The organism is Streptomyces sp. YS-3 (genome assembly GCF_045257485.1).
Classification (GTDB): Bacteria; Actinomycetota; Actinomycetes; order Streptomycetales; family Streptomycetaceae; genus Streptomyces.
The window spans coordinates 1-15,961 of sequence record NZ_JBJHPC010000106.1; the positions used below are offsets into that span (position 1 = coordinate 1).

The window sequence follows — 15,961 nt, forward strand, 5'->3', positions numbered from 1 at the left end:
CCTCCCCTCCCCACCTGATCGAACGAAGTGTGGTGGAGGTGTGTACGGGTGGGAAGCCGGGGCAAGCGGATACGTATCGTGACCGTTTCAAGTGGAGGATCCCTCATGTTGATGGCTCACCCGGCAGTGCTGCGCGATCTCCTCGCCGAGTACGACGCGCTCAGCGCGCTGAACGCGGCCGAGGGCACCGAAGCCACCCGTCGGCGCCTTGAGGACGTCTCCTACACCCTGTGTGTATCGACCGGTACGCGGGATGTGGACACCGCCGTGATCGCCGCGCGCCACCGGCTGCCCGGGGCGCGGACCTTCGACGACTCGGTGCTGAGCGCTTGAGTGGAGTCCGGAAGAGAACAGCATGGAGCGGTTGAGCGAAGGCGGTGTGCCCGGCGGGTGGGCGGCGGAGGGTACGGCCGAGGAGGCGGCACGGCTGCGTGCGGAGGTCCGTGACCTGCGGGCCCAGATCCGCAGCCGACCGCTCATCTCCCACGCCCAGGGCATCCTCCAGGAGCGCTACCGGCTGCCCGACGCCGACAGTGCCTTCACGCTGCTGCGCCACTCCTCGCAGCGGTACAACGTGAAGCTGCGCGTCCTGGCGGGGGCGGTGGTGCGTACACCGAGACCCGACGGCCCCGCCGACCTGTGGTTCCCGGGACGGGTGCGTGGCAAGCCGCCGCGGCTGGACATGGTCGGCGTCGACGACCCCGGCCACGTCAACCGGGGGGCGGTGCTCGGCGCGCTCCTGTCGCAGACCCTGGCCATCACGGGCACGGACATGGGCAACGTCCAGATCAGCGACCCGGCCGCGGGCGGTCTGCGGCTGGAGCAGCACACCGGCCACAGCGCGCACTTCGTCGAGTTCTTCGCCTTCGTGGGTGAGGACGGCACATCGTGTGCGAAAGCCGCCAAGAACGTGGAGCTGACCACCGTGCACGACGTCGCCACCGACACGGTGTTCACCGAGGAGGCACGTCACACCATCCTCGCCGCGGGCAGCCGCGCCTGTCACAGCGTTCCGCTGGTCAGCGCGTCGGGCGCGTGTCTGGGAATCGTCTCGGCCCACCTCGAACGCCCCACGAAGGCCCTGCACCCGGTCCAGGCCAAGGCGCTCGCCGCCACCGGTCGGCAGGTGGGGAGCTGGCTCGCCTGGCACGAACACACCGTCGTCCTGGACGCATTGGAGTACCTCCACGCCCTGGGCCGCTCGGGAGGCGCGGAACCGGACGGGTGATCGGCCGCCCCGGGCCGCGGGGACGGATGACCGAGGTGCTGGAACGCGTGCCTTTCGGCCCCTGCGGGGGCACAGAATAGGGCAGTCCCGGCCGGCCGGTGGGCACACCGCCCAGAAACCCGAAGTATTGGCCTCGGCACGGTTGAAGTCGATATGCTCCCGTTTCGGAGTGGTCAGGAAGCGGCTACCCCGCTCATCGTCGTACTGCCGATCAGTGGGAGTCCTCTGTGCCCGTACCGCTCTCGTCGTCCCGTATGCCCGGAAACGCATCCCCGCCGGGAGAGGGACAGGCTCTTCTGCTGGTCGACGACCACGAGGACAATCTGTTCGCCCTGGAGCATGCCCTCAGGCCGTTGGGGCGGCCCGTCCTGCGGGCCACCAGTGGTGAACAGGCACTCAAGACAGTGCTGCGCGAACCCGTCGCCGCGGTGGTGATGGACGTGGTGATGCCGCACATCGACGGTCTGCAGACCCTCTCCTACCTGCACCGCCTCGACCAGACCCGCGATGTGCCCGTCCTGCTCGTCACCGGCACCAGCCGCGACACCCGGCTCGCCCGGCTCGCCTTCGAACTCGGCGCCGCCGGGCTGCTGCTCAAACCCCTCGACCCCTGGGGGCTGTGCTGTCACGTCCGGACCCTCGCCGACCTCTACAGCCGTGCCTGCTCACCGGCCGTGCCGTAGGGCCCGGCCCGCTCCACGCCGTCAGCCCAGGACGAACGGCAGCCGCTCGGCCAGCGCGCCGAGTTCGGCCCGCTCGGCTTCGGTCGGTGCCCGGCGGCCGGTGCCCACCAGGAGCGCGTCACGGTCCGAGAGGCCGGCGGGGAAGGCCGCCCCGGCGATCGCCTCCAGCGCCGCGCGGGAGTGGGCCAGGCCTTCGGCGGGCGGCCCGGCGGCCTCCGGCAGGTGCGCGACGAGGTCGAGGTGGTGCAGCGTCGACTCCATGACGTACGTGGCGAGATAGTCCCCGACGGTGAGCACCAGGTCGCGCGTGCTCACCCGGGCCGAGGGGTCCGCGAGCGCGGCGGCGCGTCCGGCCGCGGAGCCCACGTCGTCGAGGTGGAACCTGAGCAGGCCCGGATCCTGGTAGGCGGCGGCCAGCCGCACGGTCAGCGCGTCGAGCGGGTCCTCGCCGGTCGGCGGGTGGTCCTCGACGTGCCAGTACGTCAGGGCGTCGGCGGTCGGTTCGGTGTCGGCGGGCGTGGCGAGGGTGATGAGGATGTCCTGCGCGTCGACGATCAGATGGCAGACGAGGTCCCGCACGAGCCAGCCGGCGCAGCCGGAGGGACGCTCGAAGTCCTGGTCGGGCAGTTCGGCGACGGCCGTGAGCAGAGCCGTCCATGAGTCCGCGAAGTGGTCCACAGGAGCACGGTAGTGCGGTGTCCGAACGCCGAACAAGCCGGTTCCGGCACGGTGATGATCGGGCCCGGGCCACCGCCGACGATGCCGGATCCGTCCTCGGACCGGCGGCAGGGGTGGTCCTGCGGAGCCCGTATCAGCTCAACGGCTTTCCTCGATACGTGTGCGCGCACCGACGGCGAGGAGTTCGGCCCGCCTCTCCTCGTCCTGGGCGAGCAGGGCCAGGAGCGAGGCGACCGTGAGGCCCGCCTCCGCCTCGGCCGGATGACGCAGGACCTTGCCCGGCTCGATCCGGTAGGTGTTGCTGCGTCCCTGGCGTGTGTGGGAGAGGAATCCGGCCTGTTCCAGATCGGCGATGATCTTCTGGACGGCGCGTTCCGTGAGTCTGCAGTGCGCGGCGATGTCACGTATCCGTGCGTTCGGGTTCTCGGCGATGACCGCGAGCACACGCGCGTGGCTGGTGATGAACGTCCATCCTGTGTGCGGTTCCGGTACTCCACCCATGGGCGGATCGTACGCCCTGAGCTTCCTGTATAGGAACAGGCGAATCTTACTTCATGTATCCCTTGACGTGTCTCCCGTCCGGGCGCGAATCTGGGCGCGGAGGATGGACCAGCGGACCCTGGAGACATGGGAGATGGCCATGGCGCAGCCGTCACACTCGGCCGAGCCCGTCGACGCGGGGGCCGCCGAGTCCGATCCGGGGCTGGAGCTCGGGCAGTTGCGGCGGGCGATGCGGAGCCGGGGAACGATCGACCTGGCCCGGGGGGTTCTCATGGCCGTGTTCGCCATCACCCCGGAAAAGGCCTGGACCGCGCTGGTCATGACGTCCCAGAACACCAACATCAAGCTGCATCGCGTGGCCCAGCAGGTGGTGGACTCCGCCGGCGGCGCCCCCCTGCCCCCGCAGATCCGCAAGCGGCTGTCGGCGGCCATCGCCGAACTCGCCGCCGGGGACGGATCGGCGGGACCGCGGTGCGATGCCCGGACGGCGGACTCCGGGCGCGACGGCGGTCTACCCCGGTGCTCCTGATTCCCGCGCCGCAGGAGACGAACGGGAATTCGATGTTTTCTCCGGCGCGGACGAGGTAGTTCGTTAGGACGTTATCTTCGTACGGAGGACGTAGGCGCCGGACAGGTTGGGACCATCAGCCGCCGGCGCCGCCTACCTCGGCAGTTCCTCGCCGCAGCGGGCGCAGTAGCGTGCGTCCGACTCCGCTGCCATCCGCCCGCACGCCGGGCAGACGCGGTCCAGTGAACACGGCGCCTCGCCGCCTTCGTCCAGTTGGGCGGTGCGGACGCCGATCTTGAGCCCGGGGCGCCGCCGGTGCACGGACAGATACGCGAGTCCGTCCGGCCCGGCGGACAGGGCGCGACGGGCCGTTCGCGGCAGCCAGGCCACGGTCCCGGGCGCCAGGGTCTGGCGTTCCACCCCGTTGTCGAGCCGGCCCGTGCCTTCGACCACGACCAGCAGCACGTCCAGGTCGGATTCGACGTGCTCGGCCACGGACGCGTCCGGCGGCAGCCGCACCAGATTGGCGTCGAGCTGTCTGCCCTCTTCCGCCAGCCGCCACAACGCGCCCCCCTGCCCCTGCTCGGCGGCGGCGACGGTCTCGTACAGGGTGACCAGCACCCGGGAGGTCTCGGCTGGGGCGTGCAACGGTGTCTCCTGACGGCGCTGGGGGACGCTGACGGGCTGAACGAGGCACCGTACCGGATTCGGGCGGGCGGGCGTGAAGTCCCTCCCCGGCGCAGGGGCCCCGGGCGACCCCGGTCACGCGCGCGTCGGCGTACATGGCCGACCCGCGGATGATGACCCGGCCGCCCCGCTACCCGCCGACCAGCGCCGCCACGAGCCGGGTCATCCGGGCCCGGGGGTCCGCAGTGCCCGGCTGGCTCGTCATCAGGAGGTGGTGGGCGGCGCCCACCACGGCCAGGGCCGCGGCCTCCGGATCGACGGTGGCCGCCACCCGTCCGCGCCGGCGTTCGGTCACGAGGTAGCGCGCGATGGAGCCCTCGATCGCGGCGAAGCCCGGCGCGCCCGCTTCCAGTGCCTCCCGGACACGCAGGGCGGCGGCCGGGCGCGTCATGGCCGCAGCCGCGACGGCCGGACCGCCCGAGTCGAGCAGCGCCAGGGCGACCGCCCCGAGGTTCTCCGCCACCGTGCGCTCCCCGACGAGCCCCGCCAGGGCCTCGGCCCTGGCGGCGGTACGGGCGAACCGGTCGAGGCAGAGCTCCGCGACGAACTCGTCGAGCCCCGCGAAGTGCGTGTGCAGCAGCCCCTTGGCGCACTCGGCCTCGGTGGTGACGGCACGGCTGGTCAGCGCGCCGGGGCCACCCCGCTCCAGGACCCGCTCGGCCGCCGCGAACAGCCGCTCCCGTACGTCCGGCGTCGCCACTCCGCGCGGTGACATGGGCCCTCTCCCGTTTCGCTGCCGTGATCGCGGGGCTCGTCCCCGCTCCGGGGATCCTAGCCGGGGTTGTCAGTATGGGCGCGTGCCCATACTGTTTGGGCGCACGCCCATTCTCTGTCACCGCACAGGAGGCACCCATGCCGGACGTCGTCAACACCGAGCAGGCGCAGGCCTGGAACGGCCCCGAGGGTGCCCACTGGGCACGCCATCAGGACCGCTGGAACGCCGTGAACGAAGGCTTCAACGAGCCGCTCCTCGACGCCGCGGCGCTCACCGCGCAGAGCCGTGTCCTCGACATCGGCTGCGGGGCCGGCCAGACCACCCGCCTCGCCGCACGCCGGGCTCCCCGGGGGTGCGCGCTCGGGCTCGACCTGTCCGGCCCGATGCTGGCCGAAGCCCGCGCCCGGGCTGAGCGCGAAGGCCTGCGCAACATCGCCTTCACCCGGGGCGACGCGCAGGTCCATCCCCTGGAGCCGGCCGCCCACGACTGTGCGATCAGCCGCTACGGCGTGATGTTCTTCGCCGACCACGTGGCCGCCTTCGGCAACATCGGGCGGGCGCTGCGGCCGGGCGGGCGTCTGGCGTTCGTGTGTCCGGCGGACGCCGGGGCCAACGGCTGGGTCGAGGCGCTGCTGGCCCTGCGCGGTCTGCTGCCGCTCGGTGATCTGGCCCGGCCGGGACTGCCCGGCATGTTCTCGCTGGCCGACCCGGACCGTATCCGCGAAGTCCTCACGGCGGCCGGGTTCACCCGCATCACCGTCACCCGCCGCCAGGCGTACGGGACGTGGGGGAGCGGCGCCGCGGACGCGGCGGAGTTCCTGCTCGGCACCGGACCCGGCAGCCACCTCATGGCGCAGGTGGACGAGGCGACCGGGGCCGGTGCCCGCCGGACGCTGGAGGAGTGGCTGCGGCCCCATGAGGCGGCGGACGGCACCGTCCGGCTGCTCAGCACCTCGTGGCTGGTGACGGCGGACCGCCCGGCCTGAAACCTGCCCGGGGTGTTTTCGGCGGCCCGGGCCGGGAATCCAGGGAGGGCCGTTCCCGTACGGCGGAGACCGCTCGGGGAGCCCGAGAACTTCCGGGGGGTTCCGGGGAGTTCCTGGAAGTGACGACGAGAAGGGCTGTCATGCCGAGTCCCACCGCAGCGCGTCCGGCCCCCACCCCCTTGCCGCCGTTGCACCGCGTCGAGTTGGGCGGCTCCGGGCCCGAGGACGTCGTCTTCGACGCCTCCGGCCGTCTGCTGGCGGGTGTGGCGGACGGGCGCGTCCTGCGGATCGGCCTTCCCGGACCGGGTGGGCCCGCGCGCTCCGCCGACGTCGTGGAGGTCGCCCGGACGGGCGGACGCCCCCTGGGTCTCGAAGTCCTGCCCGACGGGCGGCTGTTGGTGTGCGACGCGGAGCGCGGACTGCTACGCATCGATCCGGACGGCCGGGCGGGTGTCGAGGTGCTGGCCGACTCGGTGGCGGGAGCGCCGCTGCGCTTCTGCAGCAACGCCGTCGCGGCGGCGGACGGCACGGTCTACTTCACGGTGTCCAGCCGCCGTCACGGCCTCGACGACTGGCTGTCCGACATCGTGGAGCACGAGCCCACCGGCGTACTGGCACGGCTCGCGCCCGGGGACGAGCCCGAAGTGCTGCTCGACGGGCTCCAGTTCGCGAACGGCGTGGCGCTCGCGCACGACGAGTCGTTCGTGACGGTGGCGGAGACCGGCGCGCGCCGTATGACCCGGCTGTGGCTGACCGGCCCCGCGTCCGGCCGCCACGACACCCTGGCCGAGAACTTGCCGGGCTTCCCCGACAACATGTCCCGCGGCCCCGGCGGCGGTTTCTGGGTCGCGCTCGCCGGGCCGCCCATGCCCCCACTGGACCTGCTGCACCGGAGCGGACCCCGGCTGCGCCGCGCGGTGGCCGCCGCGGCCCGCCGGCTGCCGCCTCCGCCCGCCCTCGGCGGCGCACGGGTGGCCGAGGTGGACGCGTACGGGAGGGTCGTGCGTGAACTGCGGGGGCGCGGCTACCGGATGGTGACCGGCGTGGCGGAGAACGCGGGACGGCTCGCCCTGGGCAGCCTCCGCGAGGGTGCCGTGGCCTGGTGCGACCTCGGCGGGCCCGCGACGCGCTGACCGGGCGCCTGTCGTTGGCCTCGGCATCGGGGGACGGCGGTACGGCGGCGAGTGGTGCGATCCGCCCGGACGGAGAGACCCCGAGAGGAAACGAGACGTTCCGTCTTGACTGACGGGCCCGTGCGGGGCATAGTGAGCGCATCAAGCGAGACGCAGCGTCTCGCCACGGAGAGGGGAGCGCCGGATATGCGTACGTCAGCTGAGGGGACCGATCGGGTCTGGTTCATCACCGGCGCCAGCCGCGGCCTCGGCCGCGCCTTCGCCGAGGCCGCGCTGGCCGCGGGTGACCGCGTGGCCGCCGTGGCACGCACCGCCGGGCCGCTGGAGGAGCTGGCCTCCGCCCATCCGGGGCGGGTCCTTCCCCTCACCGCGGACGTGACCGACCGGGACGCGGTCTTCGCGGCCGTGGCCGACGCGGTGGCCCGGTTCGGGCGGCTCGACATCGTCGTCAACAACGCGGGCATGCTGTCGATGGGCATGATCGAGGAGTTCACCGAAGCCGAGGCCCGCGCCCAGATGGACATCAACTTCTTCGGCGCGCTGTGGGTGAGCCAGGCGGTGATGCCCACCCTGCGCGAGCAGGGCTCCGGCCACATCGTCCAGATCTCCAGCATCGGCGCGCTCGCCGGCTTCCCCAGTACGGGGCTCTACGGCGCCAGCAAGTTCGCGCTGGAGGGGATGAGCGAAGCGCTGGCCATGGAGGCCGCCGGTTTCGGGGTCAAGGTGAGCATCGTGCAGCCCGGCGGCTACTGGACCGACCTCTACACCGCCATGCACACCACGAACGCCAGGGAGGAATACGGGCCGCTGCGCGCCGAGTTGGAGAAGCAGTTCGCCGAGGGGTCGATCGACAGCGACCCGAAGCTGGCCGCCGAGGCGCTCCTCAAGCTCGTGGACAGCGACGAACCGCCGCTGCGTCTGCTGCTGGGAAGCATGATCTACGATCTCGCCTTCGACATCTCACGCAAGCGCATGGACACCTGGGCCGCCTGGGAGGACGTCAGCCGCGCCGCCGAGCACGCCATCCCCGCGGGAAGCGGCACGGGCCACTGACCGCGACTCCAGGGGGCGCCCTTCTAGGGCGCGGGGAGCGAACACTCACCGGCAGGGTCCGCCACCGCCGCCGCCAGGTGCGCCCGGAACCAGCGGTGGCCCGGGTCCGCCGAGTTGCGGGGGTGCCAGGCCATGCCCAACTCCAGGGGGGCCAGGTCGAGCGGGATGGAGAAGGTGCGCAGGCCCAGCGCGGTGATGGTGTCGGTGAGCCAGTCGGCCAGGGTGAGCGCGACGAGGTCGGTGGACCGGGCGAGCAGCATCGCACTCGTATGGCTGGGCACCACGACCGCCGTCCGGCGGCGCAGCCCGAGCTCCGCGAGCGCGCTGTCGATGGGGCCGAGGCGTTTGCCCAGCCGGGAGACGCCGATGTGGTCGGCCGCGGCGAAACGGCGCGCGGTGACGTGCCCGCCGAACAGGGGGTGACCGGCGCGGGCGACACCCACCAGCGGTATCCGGGTCAGCGCCCGGGTACGGATCTCCGGGTCGAGGTGTTCCAGGACGCCGAGTTCCACGTCCACCAGGCCCTGGCGCAGGGCCGGGCCGCCCTCCATGGCCTCCGGCAGGAAGACCACGTCCACGTGGGGGGCCTCGGCGCGGATGCGGTCGGTCAGGGTCCCGGCCAGACCCGCCATCAGCAGGTCGGTGGCCTGGACGGTGAACGTGCGATGGAGGTGCGCGGCGTCGAAACCCGCCCCGGGCCGCAGAAGGTTCTCGCAGCCGCGCAGCAACGCGCCCACCTCGTCGCGCAGTTCCAGGGCGCGCGGGGTGGGGACCAGGCCCTGACCGGCCCGGACCAGCAGGGGATCGCCGACGGCGCGCCGCAGCCGGGCCAGCGTACGGCTGACGGCGGCGGGCGAGGTCCCGAGCCGCTCGGCGGCGCGGGTCACGCTGTTCTCCTGGAGCAGGACGTCCAGTACACGCAGCAGATTGAGGTCCAATACCGCTCCTGAGCTGCGTTGTTACACCTGGGGCAAGAATGTGGTGCTCATTCTTGCATGGTGCGCGCGGCTCCCCGTGGCGAGAGTGGAGACGTCCGCGAGACACCTCGCGTGATGTTCACCCCACCCTTCGAGGGAGCCTTCCGTGCACCAGTCCCCCCGCCCCGGCCGCGCCGGCGATCTGCTGGCAGTGGTCAGTCAGAGCGGGCCCACCGTCTCGTTCTTCGACGCCGCCACCGACCGGCACGTGGACACCGTCGACGTCCTCGCCGAGCCCCACGAGTTGTGCTTCGACCCGACGCAGCGCCTGCTGTGGTGTGCCACCACGTACGACTCCGGCTACTACCACGCGAACGGCGGCCGACGGACCGAACTGACCGTCATCGACCCCGACACACGGCGCGTCGTCGAGGTGATCGACCTCGCTCCCGAACACGGCCCGCACGGACTGGCGTTGGACGCGGCACGCCACCGCCTCTATGTGAGCGTGGAGGGCTCGGCGGACCGGCCCGGCGGAGTCGTGGTGATCGACACCGAGACCCGTCGGCCCCTGGGCAGGATCGACACGGACGCGCCCGGCCCGCACTGGTTCGCCATCGACCCGCAGGGCAGGACGGGGTACGCCACCAACAAGGAAGCGCCGTTCGTCTCGGTGGTCGACCTCGAACGCGGCGTCCTCACGGCGAAGATCGAGGTGCCCGGCAGTGAGGGGCTGGCGGTGTCCGCCGACGGCTCCCACGTGTACGTGGCCTCCCCGTACGCCGGTTCCTTCCTCTCGGAGACCGGTGACCGGCCGGACACCGGGATCACGGTCATCGACGCCCGGACGGCGTCCGTCGTCGACACACTGCGCACGGACGGCGTGGTGCTGCCGGTGCACCTCACCTCGACCGGCCTGCTGCTGGCGGGTGAGCTGCGGACGGAACCCGACCCGGCGTCCCGGCTCGGCCGCCAGGCTCCGGGCCTGCTCACGGTGGTCTCCGCCGACACCCGCGAGCGGCTGGGCGCGGTGGAGGTGGGGCTCTTCCCCCTGACCATCACCTCGTCACCGGACGGCCGGCTCGCGTACGTGTCGTGCGTGGTCTCCTCCACGGTCCACGTCGTGGACCTTCGGACGATGGAGGAGCTCGGCCGGCTGGACATCGCCAAGACGGGCGAGCCCGGCGCGCACGGGCTGGCGTACATCCCGCGCGCGGCCGGGAGCCCGGAAGCCGTCCGGACCGGGCCGGGGCTATGACCCGATCGGGATCCGGAGCACCTGCCCCGGCACGATCTTGTCGGGGTCGGTGATCTGGGCCGGATTGGCCCGCACGATACGCGGATACAGGGCGGCGTTGCCGTAGTACGACTTGGCCAGCGCCGACAGCGTCTCGCCCTTGGCCACCGTGTGCTCGCGGTATCCGTAGTAGCCGGGCACGATGTGCGGCCCGTAGACGACGGGGACGGTGACGGCGTTGATCTCGCCGCCGTCCCGGGCCCTCGCCTCGAAGACCTGGACGAGCAGCCGGTCGGCCTGGAAGGCGGTGTGGCCTACGTCGAGGGTGAAGTGGAACTGTGCGTGCTCCCCGGTGCCGCCGCCCGCGGCGAACGTGCCGGTCACCTGCTGGTGGCCGTCACTGATCCGGTACTCCAGAGTCGCTTCGAAGCCGGTGGCGACGCCGCCGACGTGGATCGGGTTGCCGACCAGGTCGAGTGGGCGCGGTTGGTCCACGCGGTTGGTCATGGAGCCTCCCCAGGGGGTGAGTTGTCCGGCACTGGCAGCTTGGGCGGCGCGCCGACGGAAGACAACCGCGGGCTTCGGTCGTTTTTCGTCGGCGCCAGGCTGACGTGCCGGCCGCGCCCGGCCCCCGGGGAACAGCAGCCATGTCGGTCGAGTGACGGGTGGTCAGGCGGAGTCGCTCGTCATACCGCCGATCATCTCGGCCAGTACGCTCCGCCGGTCCTCGCCCGGCAGGGGTCGCAGGGGACGGGCCAGCCGGTCGCTCTCGTAGTGCCAGCGGTGGTCGAGGTCCCGGGGCACGGCGTCGCTCTCGCGGATCTCGGCGTGGGTGCCGAGCAGGTCCGTGAGGTCCTGGGCGAGGTCGTGCCAGGAGACGTGACCGCTCACCGCGTTGGCGACGCCGTGGACGGGGCGGTCCAGGCACTCCGTCGCCGCGCGGGCCAGGGCCGCCGCGTGGACCCAGGCGGCGCCGTACCAGGGGTGGCCCTCGGTGCCGGGACGGGGCACCTCGATCGGCTCGCCCCGGACGGCGGCCTGGTAGAGCGTGCCCAGCGCGCCCCAGCGCAACTGCTCACGCAGCCGCTCGTGCGCGCCCCAGACGATCGGGGACCGCACGGCGCTCGCTCCGCCGCGCCCGTCGGTGCCGGCCGCGCGCAGCACCATGGCCTCGCAGTCGGCCTTGGCCCTGCCGTACGGACTGAGGGGCTCGCAGGACGGGGACTCCTCCACGACCCGGTGGGCGCTCGGATGCCCGTACGCGTCGACGCTGCTGACGAAGACGAAGGGGCCGCCGCGCCAGGCGTCGACCATCGTCTCCATGGCCGCCAGGTCCACGTCGGGCCGGGTGAAGGTGGAGGCGGCGTGGATGACCGCGTCCGCGTCCGCGACGGCGTCGCGCAGTCCTGCCAGGTCGGTGAGGTCGCCCTCGATGACGTCGACGCCTTCGGCGGCGATCAGATGGGCGGACTCGGGGCGTGCCAGGGCCAGTACGGGGCGGCCCCGGGCGGCCAGTTCCCGCAGGACGAACGCGCCGACGCCCCCGGTCGCGCCGGTGACCAGCACCGTGCCGGGCCGGGTGGCCCGGGACCGGGCGGGCCTGGCGGTGGCCTTGGCCGCGGCCTGCTGGGCTGCGCGCTCGTCCAGGAGCGCGGTCAGCGCCCGGGGCGTGCGGGCCTGGAGCACGTCGAGACCGGTGAGCGGCAGGCCGAGCCCGGTGCGCAGACGTTCTGCGAGCTGCACGGCGACCAGAGAGTGGCCGCCCAGCTCGAAGAAGTCGCCGTCGGGCGGCGGGGCGAGCCCGAGCAGCGCGGTGAACGCCTCGGTGACGGCGGTGGCTCGCGGCCCGCAGAGGGCGGCCGGGGCGGCTGTACCGGGCAGCCCGTCGGTCGTCCGCGGCAGCGTGTCGAGCACCGTGACCGCGGCGGGTACGGACTCGGGCGCGAGCGAGCGGCGCAGCAGACCGAGCAGCTCGTTGCCGGACGGTCCGGCGCTGTCGTCGAGGACGGCATAGGCGACCGGCCGCCCCTGCTCGGACCGGACGACCACCGCGTCGGCGACCTGGGGGTGGGCGCGCAGGGCCTGGGCGGCCGGGTGCGCGTCCTTCCCAGCGGGGGCGGCCCCGGACGGGACCTCCGCCGCGGCCCGGGTGCTCCGGTCCCGAGGTGCGCCGAGGCCGGGCACCTCGCTCAGGGCGCGTTCCGGGTCGGCCGCCGCCGCCTCCAGCACGGCGGCGTAGTCCCGTACGGTCGCCTCGGCCGCGGCGTCGTCCAGCGCGCCGCGGTCGAACTGCACCAGCGCCGCGGGCTGTTCGGCGTCGCCGAGCCCCAGGCCGTAGGACAGGGTGAACTTGGCGCCCCCGGTGGGCACGTCCACGTACTCGGGCGAGGTGCCGGGCAGCCGCAGCACCGTCGGCTCGCCCAGCACGTCACAGGTGACACGGACCAGCGCGGTGCCGTCGGCGCCGCGTGCCGTGGCGCCGAGCCGTTCCAGGGCGAGGTCGAAGGGGATGTGCCGGTGGCGCTGGGCATCCAGGAGCGCGTCGCGTACGCGGTGCAGCAGTTGGGCGAAGGACGGGTCTCCGGAGGCGTCGACGCGGACGGGCAGGGTGTTGACGCACAGACCGACCAGGCCGCGCATGGCGGCCCCCGCGCGATGGGTGCCCGCCACGCCGATGACCAGGTCGTCGTCGCCGGTGAGACGGTGGAGCGCGGCGAACGCGGCGGTCAGCGACACCGCGAAGAGCGTGGCACGGTGTCCGGCGCCGAGGCCGCGCAGCGCGTCGGGCAGAGCGGGTGCGAGCGGCACGGTGTGAACGGCCGCCGACCGGGCCGTGTCGGACGGTGCCGGGGCCGCGGGCGCGGGCAGCCGGGGCGGGGTGGCGTCGGCGAGCAGGGCGCTCCAGCGGTCCAGTTCGGCCCGCAGGCCCGGTATCGCCTCGTGTTCGCGGCGCGCGTGGTCGGCGTACTGCGGCGGCGCGTCGGGGAGGGCCGGACCGGAGCCGTCGGCGGCGGCGGTGTACAGCGCGGCGAGCTCGTCGGCCACGGTGTCCAGGGAGCCGCCGTCGATGGCGATGTGATGGAACGTCAGCAGTACGGTGTGGTCCCGCTCCGCGTGGCGCAGGACGCGGGCCCGTACTGCCTCGCCCGCCGCGAGGTCGAACGGCCGGGCCGCCTCCTCCCGCAGCAGCGCGGGGGCGTCGGCCGGGTCGGCCTCGACGACGGGCACGGCGACGGCGGTCGGGGCCGGAAGCACCTCCTGGAAGGGCTCGCCGTCCTTCTCCCCGTAACAGGTGCGCAGGATCGTGTGCCGGACCACCAGCGCGCGCAGGGCGGTGGCGAGCGCGGCGGGGTCGAACGGGCCGCGCACCCGGGTGGCGAAGGGGACGTGGTACGAGTCGCCCGCGCCGCCGAGCCGTTCCATCAGCCACATGCGGCGCTGGGCCCGGGACAGCGGCAGACGGCCGGGCTCCGGGGCGGTGTCGGCCGGGGCGGCCGGGGAGCGCCGGGCGGCGCCGGCGCGGGCCCTGCGCAGCAGTTCGAGCTGGAGCCGTTGTCGTTCGGCTCGGGCCGTGGGGTCGGCGTCAGTGGACATCGCTGTGCTCCGGGGTGCGGGGGTGGAGGTCGCTGTGGGCGGACAGCAGGGCCCGTTCGATCAGGGCGGCCTGCGCGGCGACGGTCGGGGCGGCGAAGAAGTCGGCGAGGGCGAGCTCGACGCCGAGCTCCTCGCGCAGGTCGTCGGTGACGGCGAGGGCGAGCAGGGAGTGACCGCCCAGGGCGAGGAAGTCGGCCTCGCCGTGGGTGACCTCGCTGCCCAGGGACCGGCTCCACACCTCGGCGACGGCCTGCTCCAGCGGGGTCATCGCCGGAGCCGGCGCCTCGGTCCGCTCCTGGGCGGTCTGCGGGCGGTGGGCCAGCGCGCGCCGGTCGACCTTGCCGGAGGGGGTCAGCGGAAGCCGCTCCACCAGGGTGAGGGCGTCCGGCACCAGATGGGCGGGCAGGACGGCGGTGAGCCGGTCGCGCAGCGCGGAGGCGGTGGGCACCCGGCCGGGCGCGGCGACGACGAACGCGACCAGACGCGCCTCGGGCGTACCCGGGCCGTCGACCGTGACGGCGGCGTCGTCCACGTCCGGCTCGCTGCGCAGGGCGTGTTCGACCTCGCCGGGTTCGATGCGGAACCCGCGGACCTTGATCTGGTCGTCGTTGCGGCCGTGGAAGTCCAGGACGCCGTCGGGGCGGGCGGAGACGAGGTCGCCGGTGCGGTAGAGGCGTCCGGCGGTCGGGTGGTCGACGAAGCGCTCGGCGGTCAGCTCGGGCCGGCCCGTGTAGCCGTCGGCGAGCCGGGTGCCGCCGACCCACAGCTCGCCCCGCCCGCCGTCGGGGACCGGGTTCCCGTCGGCGTCCAGGACGTGGACGGTGGCCCCGGCGATGGGGCGGCCGATCGGCGGCGGAGCGTCGCAGTCGTGCACGGTGACCGTGTGGGCGGTGGCGAAGGTGGTCGTCTCGGTCGGCCCGTAGCCGTTGACGAGCTCCAGCCAGGGGAAGGCGGTCAGCACATCGCGGGCGTGGCCGGCGGCCATGGCCTCACCGCCCACGACGACCGAGCGGAGCTGGGCGAATACCCGCGAGCGGCGGGCGGCGAGCTGGTGGAAGAGCGCCGTGGTGAAGAACGCCACGGTCACGCCGTGGCGTTCGACGTGCCGGGCCAGGTCCTCCAGGGACGGCCGGGGCACGGTGCACACCACGACCGCGGCGCCGTTGGCGAGCGCCGTCCACACCTCGAACGTCGAGGCGTCGAAGGTCATCGGCGAGTGGAACAGCACCCGGTCGCGGGCGGTGACGGTGACGTACTCGGGCGCGGTGACCAGTTCCGCGACCGCCCGGTGCGCGATGGTGACGCCCTTGGGGCGGCCGGTGGAGCCGGAGGTGAACATGATGAAGGCCGGACTGTCGGCGCCGGCGCCACCGGTCGACGGGCCGCCGTTCAGCGGTGTTTCCGGCAGGGCGAGGACGGGCCCGGTGAGCCCGGCGGCGTCCAGCAGCTTGGCGTCGCCGAGGGTGAGGGTGACACCCGCGTCGGCGATCATCCCTTCGGTGCGGGGCCGGGGCTGGGCGGGATCGAGCGGTACGCACACGGCGCCGGCTCCCCACAGGGCGAGCTGCGCGACGACCGTGCGGGCGGAGCGGGTGGTCAGCAGCGCCACCCGGTCGCCGGGCGCCACCCCGTGCTCGCGCAGATGCGCGGCGAGGGCGCGTCCTGCCTGGTCGAGCCGGCGGTAGGTGAGGGTGGCGTCGCCGTCGACCACGGCCAGGGCGTCGGGGGTGCGGGCGGCGTGCCGGGCCACGAGGTCGGGCAGCGCGGCGGCCGTGCGGTGTGCGGGGGTGGATGTCATCTCAGGCTCCTGCCGGTCGCGGGGTCCACCGCTGGTCGAGGAGGGCGGCGAAGGCGCCCAGGTCGGTGCTGCGCAGCAGTTCGTGGGCGCGCGGGCGGACACCGCTCTCGCGCTCGACGACCGCGAGCAGTCGCGCGGCGACGACGGACGTGCCGCCGATGTCGGTGAAGTTGTCGCCGAGTACGGTCTCGGGCCGCCCCAGGAGCTCGCGTACGGTCGCGAGGACGAGGCGCTCGCCCGGGG

17 protein-coding genes are annotated in these 15,961 nt (G+C 73.7%); 8 read left to right on the top strand and 9 right to left on the bottom strand.

Features of this window, described 5'->3' with window-relative positions:
- Window positions 1-105 precede the first annotated feature (105 nt).
- The 3 genes from ACJA3G_RS12270 (at window position 106) to ACJA3G_RS12280 (ending at window position 1,911) form a co-directional block, all read left to right on the top strand.
- Window positions 106-333, top strand: a complete 228-nt coding sequence (locus tag ACJA3G_RS12270) for a DUF5133 domain-containing protein (RefSeq protein ID WP_358837194.1) — start codon at window positions 106-108, stop codon at window positions 331-333.
- Between the two features lie 22 nt (window positions 334-355).
- A complete protein-coding gene (locus ACJA3G_RS12275) occupies window positions 356-1,228 on the top strand; it encodes an ANTAR domain-containing protein (protein ID WP_406552964.1) in 873 nt (290 codons plus the stop codon).
- A gap of 254 nt (window positions 1,229-1,482) precedes the next feature.
- The gene (locus ACJA3G_RS12280) at window positions 1,483-1,911 is read left to right on the top strand and encodes a two-component system response regulator (RefSeq protein WP_406552965.1); all 429 of its coding nucleotides are present in this window, start codon (window positions 1,483-1,485) and stop codon (window positions 1,909-1,911) included.
- 21 nt (window positions 1,912-1,932) lie between these two features.
- Here the strand turns inward: ACJA3G_RS12280 and ACJA3G_RS12285 are convergent, their stop codons facing one another.
- Together ACJA3G_RS12285 and ACJA3G_RS12290 are read right to left on the bottom strand one after the other, a co-directional pair.
- Complete coding sequence (locus tag ACJA3G_RS12285; protein ID WP_406552966.1) at window positions 1,933-2,589, bottom strand: maleylpyruvate isomerase N-terminal domain-containing protein; 657 nt, start codon at window positions 2,587-2,589, stop codon at window positions 1,933-1,935.
- Between the two features lie 138 nt (window positions 2,590-2,727).
- On the bottom strand, window positions 2,728-3,090 hold the full coding sequence (locus ACJA3G_RS12290; RefSeq protein ID WP_406552967.1) for a MarR family transcriptional regulator: 363 nt from the start codon (window positions 3,088-3,090) through the stop codon (window positions 2,728-2,730).
- Window positions 3,091-3,193: 103 nt separating this feature from the next.
- On the opposite strand from ACJA3G_RS12290, the gene ACJA3G_RS12295 reads away from it, so the two are divergent.
- Window positions 3,194-3,619, top strand: coding sequence for an ANTAR domain-containing protein (locus ACJA3G_RS12295; protein ID WP_406552968.1), 426 nt, complete (start codon window positions 3,194-3,196; stop codon window positions 3,617-3,619).
- 132 nt (window positions 3,620-3,751) lie between these two features.
- On the opposite strand, the gene ACJA3G_RS12300 is transcribed toward ACJA3G_RS12295, so the two are convergent.
- The gene (locus tag ACJA3G_RS12300) at window positions 3,752-4,246 is read right to left on the bottom strand and encodes a hypothetical protein (RefSeq protein ID WP_406552969.1); all 495 of its coding nucleotides are present in this window, start codon (window positions 4,244-4,246) and stop codon (window positions 3,752-3,754) included.
- Window positions 4,247-4,415: 169 nt separating this feature from the next.
- Window positions 4,416-5,000 (bottom strand): TetR/AcrR family transcriptional regulator, encoded by a 585-nt coding sequence (locus tag ACJA3G_RS12305; RefSeq protein WP_406552970.1) that lies wholly within the window; start codon window positions 4,998-5,000, stop codon window positions 4,416-4,418.
- Window positions 5,001-5,137: 137 nt separating this feature from the next.
- Here ACJA3G_RS12305 and ACJA3G_RS12310 point away from each other — a divergent pair, with 137 nt between their 5' ends.
- From ACJA3G_RS12310 to ACJA3G_RS12320, 3 genes are all read left to right on the top strand, one after another.
- A complete protein-coding gene (locus ACJA3G_RS12310) occupies window positions 5,138-5,986 on the top strand; it encodes a class I SAM-dependent methyltransferase (RefSeq protein WP_406552971.1) in 849 nt (282 codons plus the stop codon).
- Window positions 5,987-6,126: 140 nt separating this feature from the next.
- Complete coding sequence (locus ACJA3G_RS12315; protein WP_406552972.1) at window positions 6,127-7,119, top strand: SMP-30/gluconolactonase/LRE family protein; 993 nt, start codon at window positions 6,127-6,129, stop codon at window positions 7,117-7,119.
- A gap of 186 nt (window positions 7,120-7,305) precedes the next feature.
- Window positions 7,306-8,172, top strand: coding sequence for an SDR family NAD(P)-dependent oxidoreductase (locus tag ACJA3G_RS12320; protein ID WP_406552973.1), 867 nt, complete (start codon window positions 7,306-7,308; stop codon window positions 8,170-8,172).
- Window positions 8,173-8,195: 23 nt separating this feature from the next.
- On the opposite strand, the gene ACJA3G_RS12325 is transcribed toward ACJA3G_RS12320, so the two are convergent.
- Window positions 8,196-9,110 (bottom strand): LysR family transcriptional regulator, encoded by a 915-nt coding sequence (locus ACJA3G_RS12325; RefSeq protein ID WP_406552974.1) that lies wholly within the window; start codon window positions 9,108-9,110, stop codon window positions 8,196-8,198.
- A 145-nt stretch (window positions 9,111-9,255) separates the two neighbouring features.
- Here ACJA3G_RS12325 and ACJA3G_RS12330 point away from each other — a divergent pair, with 145 nt between their 5' ends.
- Entirely contained in the window at window positions 9,256-10,347 is a 1,092-nt protein-coding gene (locus ACJA3G_RS12330; protein WP_406552975.1) for a YncE family protein, read from the top strand.
- Here ACJA3G_RS12330 and ACJA3G_RS12335 read toward each other — a convergent pair.
- The 4 genes from ACJA3G_RS12335 to ACJA3G_RS12350 all read right to left on the bottom strand — a co-directional run.
- Complete coding sequence (locus ACJA3G_RS12335; RefSeq protein ID WP_406552976.1) at window positions 10,342-10,833, bottom strand: Gmad2 immunoglobulin-like domain-containing protein; 492 nt, start codon at window positions 10,831-10,833, stop codon at window positions 10,342-10,344. The two genes, ACJA3G_RS12330 and ACJA3G_RS12335, sit on opposite strands and share 6 nt — an antisense overlap.
- Before the next feature lie 162 nt (window positions 10,834-10,995).
- Entirely contained in the window at window positions 10,996-13,920 is a 2,925-nt protein-coding gene (locus ACJA3G_RS12340; protein WP_406552977.1) for a condensation domain-containing protein, read from the bottom strand.
- Window positions 13,910-15,718: a non-ribosomal peptide synthetase gene (locus ACJA3G_RS12345; RefSeq protein ID WP_406552978.1), complete on the bottom strand. Its 1,809-nt coding sequence runs from the start codon at window positions 15,716-15,718 to the stop codon at window positions 13,910-13,912. The genes ACJA3G_RS12340 and ACJA3G_RS12345 overlap by 11 nt, the downstream gene beginning before the upstream one ends.
- A gap of 1 nt (window position 15,719) precedes the next feature.
- On the bottom strand, window positions 15,720-15,961 hold a 242-nt coding region (locus ACJA3G_RS12350; RefSeq protein WP_406552979.1), incomplete at its 5' end, for an acyl carrier protein.

Excerpts from the sequence above, each read along its gene's own strand:
- ACJA3G_RS12270 (WP_358837194.1), top strand. The coding sequence starts at position 106 with ATGTTGATGGCTCACCCGGCAGTGCTGCGCGATCTCCTCGCCGAGTAC.
- ACJA3G_RS12275 (WP_406552964.1), top strand. The coding sequence starts at position 356 with ATGGAGCGGTTGAGCGAAGGCGGTGTGCCCGGCGGGTGGGCGGCGGAG.
- ACJA3G_RS12280 (WP_406552965.1), top strand. The coding sequence starts at position 1,483 with ATGCCCGGAAACGCATCCCCGCCGGGAGAGGGACAGGCTCTTCTGCTG.
- ACJA3G_RS12290 (WP_406552967.1), bottom strand. The coding sequence starts at position 3,090 with ATGGGTGGAGTACCGGAACCGCACACAGGATGGACGTTCATCACCAGC.
- ACJA3G_RS12295 (WP_406552968.1), top strand. The coding sequence starts at position 3,194 with ATGGACCAGCGGACCCTGGAGACATGGGAGATGGCCATGGCGCAGCCG.
- ACJA3G_RS12305 (WP_406552970.1), bottom strand. The coding sequence starts at position 5,000 with ATGTCACCGCGCGGAGTGGCGACGCCGGACGTACGGGAGCGGCTGTTC.
- ACJA3G_RS12310 (WP_406552971.1), top strand. The coding sequence starts at position 5,138 with ATGCCGGACGTCGTCAACACCGAGCAGGCGCAGGCCTGGAACGGCCCC.
- ACJA3G_RS12315 (WP_406552972.1), top strand. The coding sequence starts at position 6,127 with ATGCCGAGTCCCACCGCAGCGCGTCCGGCCCCCACCCCCTTGCCGCCG.
- ACJA3G_RS12320 (WP_406552973.1), top strand. The coding sequence starts at position 7,306 with ATGCGTACGTCAGCTGAGGGGACCGATCGGGTCTGGTTCATCACCGGC.
- ACJA3G_RS12335 (WP_406552976.1), bottom strand. The coding sequence starts at position 10,833 with ATGACCAACCGCGTGGACCAACCGCGCCCACTCGACCTGGTCGGCAAC.
- ACJA3G_RS12340 (WP_406552977.1), bottom strand. The coding sequence starts at position 13,920 with ATGTCCACTGACGCCGACCCCACGGCCCGAGCCGAACGACAACGGCTC.
- ACJA3G_RS12345 (WP_406552978.1), bottom strand. The coding sequence starts at position 15,718 with ATGACATCCACCCCCGCACACCGCACGGCCGCCGCGCTGCCCGACCTC.